Below are 16,709 nucleotides of genomic sequence, written 5' to 3' on the forward strand. Positions count from 1 at the left end.
TATCGGACGCCCGCACCCTTGGCACGGGCGGGAAGCTTTTGCGCATCGGTAGGCTAAGCCCATGGCGCTGGGGACGCGGCCCAGCCGCAGACAGTACGGCCACACGGAGTGGTCCTGGATGCCTACGCGTTCAACACGGGCTGGCTGATCACCACCTCGCTCCGGGTAGTTGCGGAACCGGGTGCGAGCGTTCACAATGACCTCATGCCTGCCGAGTCTTACTCCGCACCGGTTAGCGAAGAGCTGCAGTTGAGCCGTGCCGATGCGTATGCCCGCGGCCGCCAACTGCGCCGGACCACGCCGCGTAGTGCACTGGCCGAGCGGAGCACGGCACATCGTGACGCCGTCGCTCATATCCGCGAACAGAACGAAGACCGCAACCAGGAGCTGGTGCCCCTGCGGATGGAGCGCATGCTCGAGAACCCCTTCGCGTTCTACCGAGGAACGGCCGGGCTGATGGCCATGGACCTCGCCCGCGACTCGCACTCGGGGATCGTGGTCGCGGCATGCGGTGACGCGCACATCAGCAACTTCGGCTTCTATGCCTCCCCGGAACGCAAACTAGTCTTCGACCTCAACGACTTCGACGAGGCCGGCGCAGCCCCGTGGGACTGGGACCTCAAACGGCTCGTCACGAGCGTGGTGGTCGGTGGAATGCACGCCGAGTACACGGAACGCGAGGTGCGCAAGGCAGCACAAGGGACCGTAAGGGCGTACCGCAGCGCACTGACGACGATGCTGGAACGAAACCCGTACGAGCGCTACTACATGCATAGCAACATCAAATTCGCCCGCAGCCTCCTAAGCGCGGACGCCCAGAAGGTGCTGCACCACGCGATCAGGACGGCCACGAAGCGCACCAACCAGCGGGCCGTGCGTCGCACCACGCAGATAGACCACGACGGTCGCCTGCGTTTCGTTGAACGGCCTCCGGCAATGACGACTGCGCACGTGCTGAGCACCGACGTGGTACCGCGCCTGTTCGCCGAATACCGCCGCACGGTCAGTCTCGACGTCCGCACCGTTCTGGCCCAGTACACCCCCACCGATCTGGCCCGCCGTGTGGTCGGCGTCGGGAGCGTGGGGACCCGTTGCTTCCTGCAGTTGCTGCAGTCCCCCGACGGGGATGCGCTGCTGCTCCAGGTGAAGGAGGCCGGGCAGTCAGTGTTGCAACGTTACGGCGGCATCCCGCAGCCGAGCAGCAGCGCGCAGGATGTGGCGGCGCATGGTCAGGGTGCCCGCGTGGTCCAGTTCCAACGGGTGCTGCAGGCAGTGTCGGATCCGTTCCTAGGGCATCTGCAGACCGACGAACGCGACTACTACGTGCGCCAGTTCCACGACATGAAAGGATCGATCGACCTCGCGGGACTCGACTTTGTCCCGTTCTTCGACTACGTCCGCACGTGCGCACTCCTGCTCGCACGCGCCCACGCGCAAAGCCCCGCGGCAGGCCAGATCCTCGGCTACCTGGGCAAATCCGAGGCCGTCACCGAAGCTGTTGTCGACTGGTCGTTCAGCTACGCCCGGCAATCATTGCTCGACTATGAGGCCCTTCGCGCTGCGCACTGACCGTCAGGTGCGGACACTGACCGACCGCCTTCTAGCCACCCGGCCGGGGCACGCACATCCCTCGCCGGGAAGCACCCGCCGCAAGCGCGGACACGGGTGCGCGGCCGGCCCGATACGGCCACTGCGCTGGGGCGGAGATTGACCTCGGCATGCACCGCTGGTCCGAGGGCACCGCCATCGACACCACCACCGCCCCGTTACGTTCCCCGGGCAACTGGTCTTCGGAACAATCGCCGCCCTCGCCGAATTCGAACGCGAACTCATCTCCGAACGCACCGTCGGCGGAGGCAGAGATCGACCGGATCTGATCGAGGGCTTAGCCAGCTCCCATAGCCAAAACAGCGAGGACAGCGACGCCGGATACCCAGAAACCGGAGCCGGCGATGATGGGAAAAATGATGGCTCCGTCGGCGGGCTAAATGGTGGGAAGGCCATGGCAGCAAAGCCCACCAACTCCTACAACCTGCCCCCGAGGCCGGCCCCGCTGCCGACTGGCCAGGCTCAGCGAGCTCATGATCAACTTCGGATCAGTGGCCATGTCATGCGGTTCCCCCCCGCAGTCCTGCATGAACAGGTACCAGAGCGGAAAATCTGGACCGGCCGCAGGCCAGGTCAATCTAGATAATATTCAGCAAATCATGTTGTACACGGCCCAAGCCACCATGAAATGGTGAACGCGAAAACCCGACGGAAGGACGAACGAGGATGAACACCCAGAAGAGACCCCACAGTGCGCTACCAGGTCTGCCGTAGCCGGCCGCTCCCCCATACAACCGAATAGACCGTTTCCGGGACCCCACACACCCGGAACATCAGATCAGAGGCAAGAGTGTGGACACTGTCCACACCCATTTCTCCCCACCAGAGACCTCCCCCAAGCAGCCGCACCCCGCAATGACAGGGTGCGGCGCTTTTGTGCCCTGAAAAACTTGATCCTGTTGGAGAATGGGCGGGTCGCCCTCGTATGGATAGCGAAAGATCCGTGGAACGTAGCCAGTCAGGAAATGGGCCGCCACCGTTGGTGCGGTCTCCGGTCCGAAGCCGGCCCGGGAAACATTGGGCATAAACAACATGAACCGCGATGCTGGTTCATCCGCCCTGGCCCCCAGGCGGTGCTTCATGTATCGGGTGTAGAGCGAAGCGAACAGGGTCGCCGACACACGCGTCCGCCGGCTAAAGACGAGCAGCTTAGGCACAGCCCACAAGTACCCGATGGTCCCCACCGGAAGAAGCGCCATCTGGATCACGCGAAATAAGACAGCCGCCGCTGATCCTCGCCTTCGCCGCATCCCGCCCCGGTTCCTCCACGCGCCTGCCACCATGCTCCTCCGGGCCGCAGTAGCGGTCAACACACTTCACGAACTGCCCCTGACCGCGACACAGTTCTGAATGAGAGCTTCCCAGCAATCCAATGACGATCCAATTTGCACCTATTCGACCAACGCCCTGCATAGGTTTTCAGGAGGACGGCCTTGTCATCGCCGGACCGGCAACCCTCGCACGAAGGGTGCTTTCCCCAAAGCGGTCCGTTCAACACGTTCAACAACGTGCACCTCCACCTGGGTGTCCACCACACCGGCGTCCTTGAGCCCACCGGCTACGGCAGTCCGAACCCCCTCGGTGGAGGCTCCGGGCGCGAGGCCAGTGAGGAGCACGCGAAGCCCGTACGTCTCCTGGATGACCTGCCACCCCGCAGCCGCGGCTTGGTCGAGAATGTGGTGGAACACGATCGGGTGGACATTTACCGTGCCTGCCTTCCCTGGCAGCTGCAGGACGTCTTCGATGCGCCCTTCGATGCCCTCCAGAATCGTGAAGGCCCGTCCGCAGGGGCATCCTCGTCCGCCCAAACTCACGGTGTCCGACATTTCGTAACGGATAAGTGGAAGCGTGCGGGAGAACAGGACCGTGACGAGGAGCTTTGCCCCGGTCGTCCCCCGGGGCACGGGGTGGCCGGCTTGGTCGACGGGTTCGATGATGAGCAGGTCCTCGTAGAGGTGGCGGTTCCGGTAGGTGCAGGGTGAGGCGATTCCGGCCGTTTCGGTGGCGGCGTAGACATCGAAGGGCGCACTCCCCCAGGCGGCCTCCAGCTCGGCGGCGGTGTGTGGGCTGAGCACTTCGGAGGCGGACATCACGCCCTGGGGCGAGATGTGCAGGCGTCCGGCGCGCTGCTCTGCCGCGAGGGGCTTCAGTGCTGAGGCGTAGCCAACGAGGATCCTGGGCTGGAACCGGTTCAGCGCGGCGACCGTCTCGCCCATCGGTGCGGTGACGTCCAGACGGAGGGTGGGGACGAGTCCGGATCGCAGGGATGCACCGACGACGGCGGACTGGTGGGTGGGGACGCGGGAGCTCACCAATGCCATTTTCAGCGGGCGGGTCGGCCCGGCGGAGATCCCGGCCCAGTCGTTGGCGCGGGCGTAGGAGGCCAGGACGGTCCCCCATTCCGTGCGGTTCCAGATGAAGGTTCCCCGCCGGCCGGTGGTCCCGGCCGTTGCCGCAGCCCACCACTTTCCCTTCCACGGCAGCCCCGGGTCTCCCCCGCCCTGGATCAGGGACCGCAGGTGGTTTTCCAAATCCTCCAGCCTCAGGTCCGGTGTGGTGACGGCTTCGTCGAAGTGCTCCATTAGGTCCGCTTTCGTCACGGACGGCAACTGGTCCAGCGGGGCGTCGTGCAGACCGGCGTGATGGCGCCGGTAGAACTCAGAACCCGCGTAGGTTGCGCGGCGCAACTCCCCCACGGCGTGGTCCTGATGGGAAGCGATCCTGGCGGCGTCCCAGTGGTCCCGTCTCCGCCAGGCGGCGCGCAGGAACAGCACCCGGGAGATGAGGCGGAGGTCCATCGCGGTGGTCGCCTAGCGGGTCCCGGCCGGGGCCCGCGGCCGGGAGGTCCGCGCAGTGGTGGCCTCGGGCGTTTCCGGCCGAGGCAGCCTGAGCCTCTTGAGCAGGAGGGCGTTGACGGCGACCAGGAAGCTGGACCCGGACATCGACAGGGCCGCGATCTCCGGGCTGAGAACAAGGCCGGCGAAGGCAAAGACCCCTGCCGCGATCGGCAGGGCTATCGCGTTGTACCCCACAGCCCAGCCCAGGTTCTGCCGCATCTTCCGCAGCGTGCCGTTGCCGATCCGCAGGGCGATCGGCACATCCAGCGGGTCCGAGCGCATCAGGACGAGGTCGGCTGTCTCGATGGCCACATCGGTGCCGGCGCCGATCGCGATGCCGAGGTCGGCCTGGGCCAGGGCCGGGGCGTCGTTGACACCGTCGCCGACCATGGCGACTTTCTTCCCCGCCTGTTGCAGTTCGGCGATCTTCGCTGATTTGTCTCCGGGAAGCACTTCGGCGATGACGGTGTCGATGCCCAACTGCCCGGCGATCCTCCAGGCGGTCGCTTCGTTGTCCCCAGTGAGCATGACAACCTCGATCCCGGCCTCGTGCAGGGCCGCGACGGCGGCGGCCGAGGTTTCCCTCGCAGCGTCCGCCAAAGCGATCACCGCCGCGGCCTTGCCGTCGACGGCGACGAGCACGGCGGTCCGCCCGGTGGCGGCAAGTCCATCGCGGACCGCGGCCAGCGAACCCAGGTCGATGCCTTCGTTGGCGATAAGTCTGCGGTTGCCAACCAGCACCCGGCGGCCGTCCACGGTCGCGCCGGCCCCGTGCCCGGGAACGTTGAGGAAATCCGAGGCTGCCAGGGAGGGAGCACCCTGCGCCTGGGCGTGCCGGACGACGGCCGCAGCGAGCGGGTGTTCGGATTCCCGCTCCACCGCGGCGACAAGTGCCAGGAGTTCGTTGTGGTCGATGCCCTCCACGACGACTTCGGTGACTTCCGGTTCGCCCTTGGTCAGGGTTCCGGTTTTGTCCATTACGACGGTGTCGATCCGGGCGGAGACTTCCAGGGCGGTGGCGTTCTTGAACAGGACGCCGCGTTTGGCGCCGAGGCCGGTGCCGACCATGATGGCCGTCGGCGTGGCGAGTCCGAGCGCGTCGGGGCAGGTGATCACGACAACGGTGATGGCGAACAACAGGGCGGTCTGGATGCCGGCGCCGAGGGCGAGCCACGCGGCGAACGTCAGGGTTCCGCCGATCAGGGCGACCAGGACGAGCCAGAACGCGGCCCTGTCGGCCAGCCGCTGGCCTGGTGCCTTGGAGTTCTGGGCTTCCTGGACGAGGGCCACAATCTGGGCTAAAGCGGTGTCGGCTCCGACCTTGGTGGCCCGGACCCGCATCGTGCCGGTGGTGTTGATGGAGGCGCCGATGACTTCCGAGCCGGTGGTCTTGGTCACCGGAAGGCTCTCGCCCGTGACCATGGACTCGTCGACCTCAGACTGGCCGTCCTCGACCTCCCCGTCAACGGGGATTTTCGATCCGGGCCTTATCAGCAGCAGGTCCCCGGTCTGGACTTCGGAGGTGGGGATCTCGACTGTGTCGCCGTCGCGGATCACGACGGCGACCGGCGGGGCAAGCTCGAGCAGCGTGCGGATGGCCTCGTTCGCCCCGCCGCGTGCGCGCATTTCGAACCAGTGTCCCAGCAGCACGAAGGAGGTCAGGACGGTGGCGGCTTCGTAGAACACTTCACCGCCGCCGGCGAAGGTGACCCAGACGCTGTAAAGCCACCCGGTGCCCACGCCGATCGCGACCAGGACCATCATGTCCAGCGTCCGTGCCTTCAGCGCCCGGAAGGCGCCGTCGAAGAAGATCCAGGCCGAGTAGAAGATGACAGGAAGGGACAGGACCAGGGCCATGACGTCATCCCGGAGCCCGAACGGGGTCGGCGCTGTGAAGCCGAGCATGTCCCTGCCCATCGGGGACCACAGCGTCACACCCACTGACAGGATCGCCGCGACCAGGAACCGGTTGCGCATGTCCTTGACCATGTCATCCATCGACATTCCGCCGTGGTGTCCGCCGTGGCCCATCACGTCCTGCGGGGTCCGGGGCATCGCATCGTGCAGACCCGGGCCGTGGCCGGCATGGCTGTCCGCCGGAGCATCGACATGGCCGGGGTGGGCATCCGCCGTTTCCGGCGGATGCCCGGGGTGCATTCCCTGGTGATCCGGATCCGTCGGGTTCACATGCCCCATCGGATGCCCTGGACCCGGGTGGACGTGCCCGGACGGCTGGCCTCCACCGGCCTTGCCGGCGGTGTCATGCCCCGGCACGGAGGTGCGCCCTGTTTCTTCCATCGGGTAGCAGACGTGGTCGGGGACCGCTTCGCCCCGGCAGTGGTATCCGCAGTCCCGGATCCATCCGGAGATCTGTTCCACGGAGGTCACGGACGGGTCAAAGCCCACGGTCGCGGTCTGGGCGACCGGGTTCGCGTCGACGGCGGCGACGCCGGGCCGCTGCAGCAGGACGTGTTCCACGACTGCTTTGGAGGTGGCCCATTGCAGACCGCGGACTTCCACGACGGTGCGTTTCAGAAGCGCAGTCACCACTCCTCCTTCTACGCCGGTGCTGCCCGGCGGGACGGCCGGATCAGCAGGCAGGCTGCGGCTGTTGGCCGGTGCCGGTAGGTGATCGGGTGCGGGATTTGGGTCGGAAGGCAACGTGAGTCCTTTGGCAATGAGGGAATCCGGAGAGGGCTGCGGGCTCTGTCCACGCGTAGCCGGACCTTCATTGCGTAAGGGCTTTCGCCCGGGACGTCCTTTTCCGGTTAAGCAAAACATATACCCCCTAGGGGTATGCGTCAATGCCCCTGGTCCGCCATGGCGGCGGATGACATCCGGCATCCCTGGCGCCCTACCAGGATGTAGCCCCAGGTGCCCATTGCTGCCTCCTGACGGCGCGCAGGGGCACGAGTGCCCCTGCGGTTCACTATCAACCCGCCCGGCCTGCCGCATCAGAGTCCTTGGTCCCCTTGCCCCGGCCTCGCCGGCCGTGGGTCAGGTGGCCGTATTCCCCATGAGGAACTGCGGACTCTAAACCAGATGACGGGCGGGCCTGGCCTCAGGGGTCAAACGGGAGCCCGCAACTCCTTTGAACCACGCCAGGAACGCCGCCCCCTCCGAGGATAGGGATAGCAGGATGGCACTCTTGACTCTTGCCACTTATACCCCCAGGGGGTATGCTTTGAGTGTTGTAAGTGACGTGGTTTGTCCGGGCCCCAGGCCGCTACAGCCGTTCAATCACAACAGCCCCCATTATCCCTCGCTCCGAAGGACAACTGACATGTGCGGAACAACCGAAACACGAACCCAGCTCCCCCTGGCCTCCGCAGCGCAGCACGGCTGCAGCTGCTGCTCCCCCGCTGACGAAACACAGGCTGCTGCTCCGGCGGCGGCGGTTCAGGCTCCCGGCTCGCAGTACACCCTGGAAGGGCTGACCTGCGGACACTGCGTCCAGACCGTCGAGAAGGCCGTGTCCGGGGTCTCCGGCGTCGAGCTGGCAACGGTTGACCTGGTCCCGGGCGGCACGTCCCGCCTCAGTGTCACCGGCACCGCCAACCAGGAGGCGCTGATTGAGGCCGTGCGCTCCTCCGGCTACGCCCTGACCGGCGCGAAGTAGCTCCACGGCCCCGGCGAAGGCCATGGCTCCCGGATGTTTAGGGATTTCTCTGGGTGTTCAGTGGCCTCCGGTGTGCTCGCTTGTGTGGCCCGGGGTGGGTACCGGGCCCGGGGTCACGTCGCCTCCCGTGCCGCTGATGGCCGGGCCGATGACAAACGCTGACAAGGAGAACATGGCGGCGAATATCAGTAGTCCCAGTGCCGGTGCGACCCAGCTGCCGAACCGGCGGTAGAGGCGGACCAGCATCGGAATGGATGCCAAAAGCCCGAGGGCCCCGAACAATGCCGTCCCGCCGGATCCGGCCACCAGTGCGGTTCCGGCCAGCAGCCCGATATGGTGCAGGACGTGCGGAAGGAGACCCATGATCAGGCCCACCGCTCCGACCATCGTGTGCCACAGCGCGTGGAGCCTGCCCCGGAGCCGTCCCGCAGTCGGGGCCGGCCGCCGGATGCCGGTGGAAGGAGTGGTCACCGGTCACGGCCGCTGCTTTCGCCGGATGGGTTCCCCTTGCGAATCAACGGATCACTCATTCCTCGCCGGCGGTCCGGGACCGATTAGAGACCACGAGCAGCGGGCAGGGAGCGTGACGGAGGACCTGCGTGGCCACGGAGCCGAGCAGCAACCCGGTAAATCCTCCGAGACCACGGGAACCCACGACCAGCAGGTCAGCGTTCCCGGCGGCCCCCAGGAGCACGGCGGCCGCGTTTCCCTGGACAACCTCGCCGGTCACCGTCACACCTTCGCTGTCCACGCGCTTCAGGGCCTCGTTCTGGAGCTGACGGGCGGTCCGAGGGAAGACCTCCGCGTCCCAGACCAGGCCTTCCGTCCCGACGGTCGCGGGCGGGAACTCCCAGGCGGTCACGGCCCTGACCTGGCCGTTGCGCAACCGGGCCTCCGTGACTGCCCAGTCCAGGGCCAGGCGCGACGGGGCCGCACCGTCCACCCGGCCACGATAATGAATACCCCGTCGCCGCCCATGAGTGCCGCCGTCCGCCAAGTCCCGCAACTGTTGCCCTTAGTGTGGTCCCCGTAAGGTTTTACCCGCAAGATCGAACGTCCCGACCACGTGCACCGGCCGGCGACAGAAACAAAGTCCCTTAGAGGATCGTTCTACCGGTACGGGCCCTGCCGCAGGGCCGGTAGCCTTGAAACAGATAGCCCGCCACAGGAAGGAAGGACCGTCATGACCGCACCGGCACACGCCCCCGCGATCGCGTTCCTTCGCCGCGCCGGCCTGCTTACCGCGGTCCTGGCCCTCATTGCCGGGATTTTCGGTATGCACGTCATGACCGCCACCCATGCCATGCACTCCCCGGCCACGGCGGCAGCAACCGTCAGCGCCCATCACGACTCATCCTTTGCCGACCACGCGGGAGAACATCCTCCCGGACCACCCTCTGCCCCGGAGATGCCCGCGGCACAGGACGAATCGGGTGCCCGGACCGTGCAGTGCACGGACTCGAACAACTGCACCAGCATGCAGTCCATGACTGCGGCCTGCACCCCGTCGGCAAAGACGGGCTCTCTGGCCGCCCCACTGCCTGGCACCGGAATCATCGCCCGGAACAACAACGCAGGGACGCAGAGCACGATCAGCGCGCTGTGGTCCTATCTCCCCGGCAGCCCTTCACCGGCCGAGCTCTGCATCAGCCGAACGTAAAACGGGGCCCGCGCTGTGACCTGACCGGCGCTACTCCCTGCCTGACTCTCCTCCTCTGAGCCGGGCGCATCACTGATGCACACACCCCTTGGCGCCCACACGCCCACTGATATCTTGAAGGACTCAAAAAGCCATGATGAACACGAAGATCCTGACCCTTTCCGCGACCGCCATCGCTGCGGCATTCGCCCTCGCCGGCTGCTCAACCGGCCCCTCCGCACCGTCCGCCACCTCCAGCAGCCCGGCTTCCTCCGCCACCTCCATGCCGGGAATGGGCCAGGGCCCGGGGATGATGTCCAGCAGTGCACCGGCCGCCGCTACCGAACACAACGAGGCCGACACCATGTTCGCCCAGGGAATGATTCCGCACCACGAACAGGCCGTGGAAATGAGCGAGATGATGCTCCAGAAGAAAGGCATCCCCGTATCGGTCACCGACCTCGCCACGCGGATCAAAGCAGCCCAGGCACCGGAGATCGAAACGATGACCGGCTGGCTCAAGACCTGGAACGAATCCGCCACCATGGGTGCCGGCCACACCATGGACGGCATGATGGGTGAGGGCGATATGAAGCAGCTCGAGGCCGCCGAGGGCACTGAAGCGGCCAGGCTCTTCCTGACAGAGATGGTTGCCCACCACCAAGGCGCCGTCATGATGGCCCAGACCGAAATGTCCAAGGGGAAGAACGCCGACGCGATCAAACTCAGCAAAGACATCGTGACCGCCCAGAAAGCTGAAATCAAGGAAATGCAGGACCTGCTGGCCACCCTCTGACCGGTGTCCCAAGGCGCCGGCCCCCTCGCGGGCCGGCGCCCATCCTGCCTTTCCATTTCCCGTCTGAATCACTGGAGCCCCCATGCCCAATCCATCCCGTCCCCGCGTCCCCGCCACAGCTGTTCTGGCAGCCGGCGCCGGCCTCGTCCTTGCCCTGTCAGCATGCATCCCGTCCTCCGTCCCGGCGGGCCCCTCCCCCGCAGGCAGCACCGCCAGCCCCCTGCCGGACGCCCACGTTCACGGGCTGAGCGTCAGCAGCACCACCGGCCAGGTGCTCCTGGCCACCCACGATGGCCTGTTCGACATCACCAAACAGCCCGCTGCCAAAGTCGGCCCCACCAACGACCTGATGGGTTTCACCGGCGGCACCGACCACGGCGTCCTCTACGCTTCCGGACACCCCGGAGAAGGCTCCGACCTGGCCAACCCGCTTGGGCTGATCAGATCCACCGACGCCGGTAAAACCTGGGAAAAGCTCTCCCGTCAGGGCGAATCCGACTTCCACGCGCTCACCGCGACCAAATCCGGAATTGTCGGCTTCGACGGTGCACTGCGCACCAGCCCGGACGGGAAAACCTGGAACACGACGGCCGTGGATTTCGTCCCGGCCGCCCTCGCCGGAAACCCCACCAGCGACACTGTTCTGGCAACCACCCCACAGGGGATCCGCCGCTCAACGGACGGCGGTAAGACCTGGACCACGGTGGACTCCGGACCAGTGGTCCAGTTCGCCGCTTTCGCCAGCCCTGCCGAGGCGGTCGGAGTCGAACCCGACGGGACCGTCCACATCTCTGTGGACGCCGGCGGGACTTGGACCCGGAGGGGCAAAATCCAGGACACGGTCCAAGCTATTGCTGCAGTGAAAGGCCCGGAGGCAAGCCCATCGATATGGGCCGCCACGGCCAGCGGGCTCGTAGTCTCCACCGACGGCGGAGTCACGTTCCGTCCCGGCGACGCCTCGTGACCGCACAAGCACGGCAGGAACTGCGGCGAGGCCGGCCGCTGGTGTGAAGCGGCCTGCCTCTGCCCCCAGGCTGCCTCTGCCTGAGTATCAGCCGGCCTTCCGCCGACGGCTGCGAATGCGTAAACCGGCCCTGCTTACCGGGACCTCGGACCCTACCTGTCGGCCGAGGCCGCGCTAAGACTCAGAGTAACTCCCTGACGCGAAAGGCGCCGATCATGATGTGGGGTGGGGTCACGGACAAGGCATGGGATGGATGTGGCTCTGGGCTCTTCTGCTGCTCATTGGGATCGCGCTGCTGGTGTTGCTGGCGGTAAGAGTCTTTGGCGGCGGCGTCCGTAATGGATACGGACCTCCGGGCCCCGGGCCAGGCAGACCGCCGTCTGTCGAAGGGAGCAGGGCCCGCGAGATCCTGGATGAGCGCTTTGCGAGAGGAGAACTCACCGCGGACCAGTATCGCGAGCAACTCAAAGTGCTCCGTGAGGGCCGTTAGTGAAGCCCATCAGCCGCAGTCAGGCGCTGTTGTTGGGCGGGCTCGGCAGTGCTGGGACAGCGGCCGGCGTTGCCGGGCTGATCTGGCCCCTGTCGTCGCGGGCGGCTCCCGTTGGGGAGGCGAACTGACCCAGGCTCCGGAGGAGCGGAGCACCAACGGCCAGCTGCAGGTGCGCCTCGAAGCTGCGCCTGGACAGATTCTGCTGGCAGGCCGTCAGGCCGCGGCCCTTGGCTACAACGGCGGCATCCCTGGCCCGACACTGCGCGTACGCGCCGGCGATGTCGTGAGGATCGGGCGCGTCAACAAGCTGATCCAGGCCACCAAACTGCACGTGCACGGCCTCCACGTTTCCCCCGAGGGCAACGGGGACAACGTCTTCGTCGTGGTCGAACCGGGCAGCACCTTCGACTACGAATACAAACTTCCCGAGGACCATCTGCCCGGCGTGTACTGGTATCACCCCCACCACCACGGCATGGCGGCCAATCAGATCTTCGCCGGGCTCTTCGGCGCGATCATCGTCGACGACCCTGAACCCATCGAGGCAAGTGCGGAGCGGGTACTGGTCATTTCGGACACCACCCTGGACGGACTGGGAACATCCCGGAAGTCCCGGCGATGGAACGGATGATGAGCCGGGTGAACTGATCCTGGACAACCGTCAAAGCAACCCGCAATTCAGTGCCCGCCCAGGACAACGCGAACGGTGGCGCATCATCAACACGTGCTTGTCCCGCTACCTCCGCCTACGACTCGACGGGCAGCAGCTGCAGCTCCTCGGCATGGACTCCGGCCGCTTCCCTAAACCCGAGACAGTGGATGAACTTCTGCTGACGTCCGGAAACCGGGCAGACCGCCTCGTGACCACAACGGCCGGAGACTCCGTGCTGCGCGCGCGCTACCAGAACCGGAAAGCATGCCGGGAATGATGGGACCGGGATCCGGGACAACCCTTCAGACCAGCCGGACGGCGCCGCACTGGCTACCCTTCGCATGGCCGGCGATTCGGTCGCAGCCCTGGCGGCCGTGCCGGCCCAGCAGGGGCTGGGAGACCTGCGGTCAGCCGCCGTCGCGGCCCGCAGGCAGATCGTCTTGTCCGCCGGCATGGGCATAGCACGCCGGTCCGAGGCGGTCTCGGGGCTGTCATCGATGCTGACCATGCCGATGATCCGCCCGCCTGTCCGCTCACCCAAGGGCTTGCGGGTTTTTCGCTTGGTTCGCTTGGACTGCAGCAGGATCCCGGACTTCGCCAGCTCGCCCTGGGCAGGGCGTAGATCCACCGGTAAATGGCCTCCTGGGAGACGCTCCGGCCTTGCGCATCAGGGGATTTCACCATGGTCTCCACGCTGGCCTCTGACGCTTCCAAACGCAAACGCCCGGCGATCTGCCGCGGCGTTCTGGACCGGAACGAATCAGCCTTCACCCGTGCCGCGAGGACAGGATCGGTGTCCATCTTGCGGGCCTGGGGACGCCTGCGTTTCCGCTCCGCCGACACGTCTGCGGTGACGGGGCGGTAGCCACGGGTCCTGGTGGAATTCCGGCGGCGTTCACGCCACACGATCGTGTGGTCCCGGCTGATATCCGCACCGATCTGCCGATCCGTTTTACCGGCCTGAAGCCCCACTGCAATATCCGCCCGATCCGAAAAACTCAACGCCCTGCGCGCCACCGGCAATCCCTCTATTCAACGTGTTGTTGCTTCGAGGGCAAGACACCGCCGCTTTTGTTTTTCAAGACACTGGGCTGTTGAACTAAGAGACGTGTCGGCGTCCGTTTGTCCCAGGAATGACAGATTGGGTCTACAACCCCGACCCCCAAGCCACTGGTACAAAAGGCCTCTTTTGAGCTTCAGAATTGGCTGACCTCGGTGCTGCCGTGTGTGAGCCAACGACCTCGCGTGTCGGGGTCTAATCCAGGTCTGTGGTGAGGACGAGTTCGATCGCCTGTGCGAGCAGTGCGAGTTCGGCGTTCTCCTCGAGGTCCGGCCACTCCTCTTTGATCTCCAGAAGCTCGTGCAGGAATGACATTCCGGTGACGATGACCGCGAGCAGCACGGCCCGCTCCTTGGGGCGAGAGAGCCCGAGTTCGGTCATCATGGGCAGCATCATTCGACTGATGAAGATCTCGCGGAGCTGCGCTACAGCCTCGGGTTTCGAACTGGCTGCCCTCATCATTCCGAGGATGTTGCTGGCCTCGGGCGAGTTGACCGACTCGAGGATGCGGCGACTTATAGCCCGCGCAGCCTCCGCGCGTGGGAGAGCTGCCATGAGCTTTGGTGCAGCGAGAGCTTCCTCGCTCGGTGCGGGCATCGACGCCGCGAACAGGTGCTCTTTGCTGGAGAAGAAATAGATCGCAAGACTCGGATCGACTCCCGCGCGCTCGGCGATCATCCGCATAGTAGTCCGCTGATACCCGCGCTCGGCGAAGAGAGAGCGCGCGGCTTCGAGGATCTGTTGCTTGCTTTCGCTGGTCCCCCTTCGGCGACCTGCTCGTGCAGTGGTCATTGGCACATCCCGGCCTAGTGGTGGTCCTTGACATGCAATCGTAGCGATCTCTTGAAATTTTAATTCAACGGTCGTTCAATTAGGGCGTAGCAACAACATCCCTACCAGCGAACCAAGGGGCAATGCCGTGACTCAGTCCTTGACATCGCCAACGATTGCGACGGGCGTGACTCCCGAACGCCTTCGAGGCTTACGGCGGTGGAACATCGCACTCGCAGTCCTGCATCTAGGTCAGGCTGCCGCGCTTTTCTTCCTGACGAATGACTTCGCGATTCCGGTGCTCGCTTCGTATGTTGATGGTCCTCCCGGAGCAGGAGAGGAGGGAGGACTCGTAACTTCGACGCTGTTCGGGCTGACGATCGGGTATGTCCTCGTGGCATTCCTCGCTCTGGCTGGCATTGATCACCTGCTGACGGCGACGCTCGGCCGCAGAATCTATGAGCGTGACCTCCGGCGCGGCATTAACCGGTTCCGGTGGGTCGAGTACTCGTTCAGTGCGACCCTCATGGTCATCGTGATCGCACTCTACTGGGGCATCGTGACTATCAACGCTCTCATCGTCGTCGCCGGCGCCAACGTCGCGATGATTCTGTTCGGGTACCTTCAAGAGCGAATGAACCCCCCGGGCCGAACAACGACCACGATGGTCCCGTTTTGGTTCGGTGCGCTGGTTGGAGTGACTCCGTGGGTGGCGATGGGCCTCAACATCCCCCTGTACTCCGATGCTCCGGAGTACATCTTCGTCATCTTGGCGATTCAGGGCGTTCTCTTTTTCTGCTTCGGACTCACGCAGTGGCTTCAGTACCGGGAAATCGGCCCGTGGGCCAACTACGCGTTCGGTGAGAAGACGTATCTGGTGCTGAGTCTTGCGGCGAAATCTCTGTTGACGTGGCAGGTCTTCCTGGCCTCGCTCATCGAATGAGTAGGTAATTCCATGTGGATCTGGTATGCGCCGATAGGCTTGGCCGGCTTAGCCGTGGCTTCCGTCGGGAACGCCTTCGGCATGGATGGCTGGCACTGGGCAACGTGGGTTCATCAGGCCGGGAAGATCGCTTCCCTGCTCATCGTTGCCTGGCAGATCCTTCGCCGAGATAATGCCAACGTCGTCCGGCGACTGGCGATTGCGTTCGCTGCCCTTGTCCTGTTGGCCCCGATGATCCAGTCATGGTGGATTTTGTGGTTCATGCCGCTTTTCGCTGTCATCGGGATCCCCGACGGCTGGCAATCCAAAACGGTTTGTTCCCTGACGATCTTCTTCATGGTCTACGCAATCTCAGACCAGATCGAAGTCTTCCCATACCTGCAACCCGAAGACCTGACCTGGCCGCTTGCTTTCGCACGCAGTTTGGCGGCGATACTATCCGTCGCAGCCGGCATGTACATGATCTACCTTGACCCAAAAACCAAAGCAATGTTCAAAACGACATGGGCCAACAGCTAAAACGTCGGCTGGACCTGCACGCTGAATGCGCACTCTCCCAATGTGAAAACTCACCAAACCCCGCGGGGAGTCAGCTCGCGCCCTAAATGGGGCGGCGTCCCATAGCCGCCGCTGCCGAACTACCAGAATGGAGCCCGACATGGACCTTGAAGCCCAACGCGCCCACATGCGCCAAGGCGCAATGTACAACGACGTCACCCCGGAACTCATGGATTCACGAGAACGTACGGTCATCGCCACCAACATGTACAACGCCAGCTTCGGGCAGGCAACAGCTCAACGGGAACCACTTCTCGCGAAGATCCTCGGCTCCATGGGGACGAGAGTGCACTTCGAGCCCACATTCCGCTGTGAATTCGGCCACAACATCTCCATCGGCACAAACTTCTACGCCAACTTCGACTGCATCCTTCTGGATGGAGCCGACATCACAATAGGCAACAACGTGCTGTTCGGCCCGCGGGTTTCCATCTACACAACCAATCACGCCCTTGACGCCGGGGAGCGTGCCGCTGGCGCCTGCTACGCCAAACCCGTGCACATCGGTAACAACGTCTGGGTGGGTGGCGGCGTGACCATCAACCAAGGCGTCACCATCGGCGACAACGCCGTCATCGGCTCCGGCAGCGTCGTGACGCGTGACGTGCCCCCGAACTCCCTCGCTCTCGGGGTACCTGCAAAGGTCATCCGCAAGATCACCGACGCTGACCGCTCCGGCTACCTAGATGCCTGATCTTGTGTTGGTATCCACTGGTGGGCGGTGTCATAGCGTCGTAGCAACAACATTGGTTTGAGCGGTGGGAGTTGCTGG

Annotated in this window: 16 protein-coding genes and 1 pseudogene; 12 read left to right on the top strand and 5 right to left on the bottom strand. The window is 64.9% G+C overall.

From position 1 onward, the window contains the following. Window positions 1-204: 204 nt before the first annotated feature. Both QK291_RS18180 and QK291_RS18185 read left to right on the top strand, forming a co-directional pair. Window positions 205-1,569: a DUF2252 domain-containing protein gene (locus QK291_RS18180; RefSeq protein ID WP_282384207.1), complete on the top strand. Its 1,365-nt coding sequence runs from the start codon at window positions 205-207 to the stop codon at window positions 1,567-1,569. Between the two features lie 167 nt (window positions 1,570-1,736). Continuing rightward, window positions 1,737-1,855, top strand: a pseudogene (locus tag QK291_RS18185) (recombinase family protein); the annotation flags it as partial. A 1,189-nt stretch (window positions 1,856-3,044) separates the two neighbouring features. Here the strand turns inward: QK291_RS18185 and QK291_RS18190 are convergent. Both QK291_RS18190 and QK291_RS18195 read right to left on the bottom strand, forming a co-directional pair. Continuing rightward, window positions 3,045-4,406, bottom strand: a complete 1,362-nt coding sequence (locus QK291_RS18190; protein WP_282384208.1) for a phenylacetate--CoA ligase family protein — start codon at window positions 4,404-4,406, stop codon at window positions 3,045-3,047. A 12-nt stretch (window positions 4,407-4,418) separates the two neighbouring features. Further along, window positions 4,419-6,992 (bottom strand): heavy metal translocating P-type ATPase, encoded by a 2,574-nt coding sequence (locus QK291_RS18195; RefSeq protein WP_282384209.1) that lies wholly within the window; start codon window positions 6,990-6,992, stop codon window positions 4,419-4,421. 736 nt (window positions 6,993-7,728) lie between these two features. Between QK291_RS18195 and QK291_RS18200 the strand changes: the two genes are divergently transcribed. Then, a complete protein-coding gene (locus QK291_RS18200; protein WP_282384211.1) occupies window positions 7,729-8,064 on the top strand; it encodes a heavy-metal-associated domain-containing protein in 336 nt (111 codons plus the stop codon). A 57-nt stretch (window positions 8,065-8,121) separates the two neighbouring features. Here the strand turns inward: QK291_RS18200 and QK291_RS18205 are convergent, their stop codons facing one another. Next, window positions 8,122-8,535 carry a hypothetical protein gene (locus QK291_RS18205; RefSeq protein ID WP_282384212.1) on the bottom strand — a complete coding sequence of 138 codons (414 nt, stop codon included), beginning with the start codon at window positions 8,533-8,535 and terminating at the stop codon, window positions 8,122-8,124. A gap of 55 nt (window positions 8,536-8,590) precedes the next feature. Beyond that, the gene (locus QK291_RS18210; protein WP_282384213.1) at window positions 8,591-9,007 is read right to left on the bottom strand and encodes a universal stress protein; all 417 of its coding nucleotides are present in this window, start codon (window positions 9,005-9,007) and stop codon (window positions 8,591-8,593) included. 240 nt (window positions 9,008-9,247) lie between these two features. On the opposite strand from QK291_RS18210, the gene QK291_RS18215 reads away from it, so the two are divergent. The 6 genes from QK291_RS18215 (at window position 9,248) to QK291_RS18240 (ending at window position 12,882) form a co-directional block, all read left to right on the top strand. Beyond that, entirely contained in the window at window positions 9,248-9,724 is a 477-nt protein-coding gene (locus tag QK291_RS18215) for a hypothetical protein (RefSeq protein ID WP_282384214.1), read from the top strand. Window positions 9,725-9,857: 133 nt separating this feature from the next. Then, window positions 9,858-10,499 carry a DUF305 domain-containing protein gene (locus QK291_RS18220; RefSeq protein ID WP_282384215.1) on the top strand — a complete coding sequence of 214 codons (642 nt, stop codon included), beginning with the start codon at window positions 9,858-9,860 and terminating at the stop codon, window positions 10,497-10,499. A gap of 82 nt (window positions 10,500-10,581) precedes the next feature. Continuing rightward, entirely contained in the window at window positions 10,582-11,463 is an 882-nt protein-coding gene (locus QK291_RS18225) for a F510_1955 family glycosylhydrolase (protein WP_282384216.1), read from the top strand. Window positions 11,464-11,683: 220 nt separating this feature from the next. Further along, window positions 11,684-11,953: an SHOCT domain-containing protein gene (locus QK291_RS18230; RefSeq protein ID WP_282384217.1), complete on the top strand. Its 270-nt coding sequence runs from the start codon at window positions 11,684-11,686 to the stop codon at window positions 11,951-11,953. Beyond that, window positions 11,940-12,584, top strand: coding sequence for a multicopper oxidase domain-containing protein (locus QK291_RS18235; RefSeq protein WP_282384218.1), 645 nt, complete (start codon window positions 11,940-11,942; stop codon window positions 12,582-12,584). The genes QK291_RS18230 and QK291_RS18235 overlap by 14 nt, the downstream gene beginning before the upstream one ends. Then, a complete protein-coding gene (locus QK291_RS18240; RefSeq protein WP_282384219.1) occupies window positions 12,502-12,882 on the top strand; it encodes a hypothetical protein in 381 nt (126 codons plus the stop codon). The genes QK291_RS18235 and QK291_RS18240 overlap by 83 nt, the downstream gene beginning before the upstream one ends. A gap of 978 nt (window positions 12,883-13,860) precedes the next feature. Here the strand turns inward: QK291_RS18240 and QK291_RS18245 are convergent. Continuing rightward, on the bottom strand, window positions 13,861-14,457 hold the full coding sequence (locus tag QK291_RS18245; RefSeq protein ID WP_282384221.1) for a TetR family transcriptional regulator: 597 nt from the start codon (window positions 14,455-14,457) through the stop codon (window positions 13,861-13,863). Between the two features lie 166 nt (window positions 14,458-14,623). Between QK291_RS18245 and heR the strand changes: the two genes are divergently transcribed. From heR to QK291_RS18260, 3 genes are all read left to right on the top strand, one after another. Further along, complete coding sequence (gene heR, locus QK291_RS18250; RefSeq protein ID WP_282384222.1) at window positions 14,624-15,379, top strand: heliorhodopsin HeR; 756 nt, start codon at window positions 14,624-14,626, stop codon at window positions 15,377-15,379. Between the two features lie 12 nt (window positions 15,380-15,391). Next, on the top strand, window positions 15,392-15,898 hold the full coding sequence (locus QK291_RS18255) for a hypothetical protein (RefSeq protein ID WP_282384224.1): 507 nt from the start codon (window positions 15,392-15,394) through the stop codon (window positions 15,896-15,898). 139 nt (window positions 15,899-16,037) lie between these two features. Next, window positions 16,038-16,631, top strand: coding sequence for a sugar O-acetyltransferase (locus tag QK291_RS18260; RefSeq protein ID WP_282384225.1), 594 nt, complete (start codon window positions 16,038-16,040; stop codon window positions 16,629-16,631). Window positions 16,632-16,709 lie beyond the last annotated feature (78 nt).

Origin of the sequence: Arthrobacter sp. AL12 (assembly GCF_029960645.1) — a bacterium.
Taxonomy (GTDB): domain Bacteria; phylum Actinomycetota; class Actinomycetes; order Actinomycetales; family Micrococcaceae; genus Arthrobacter.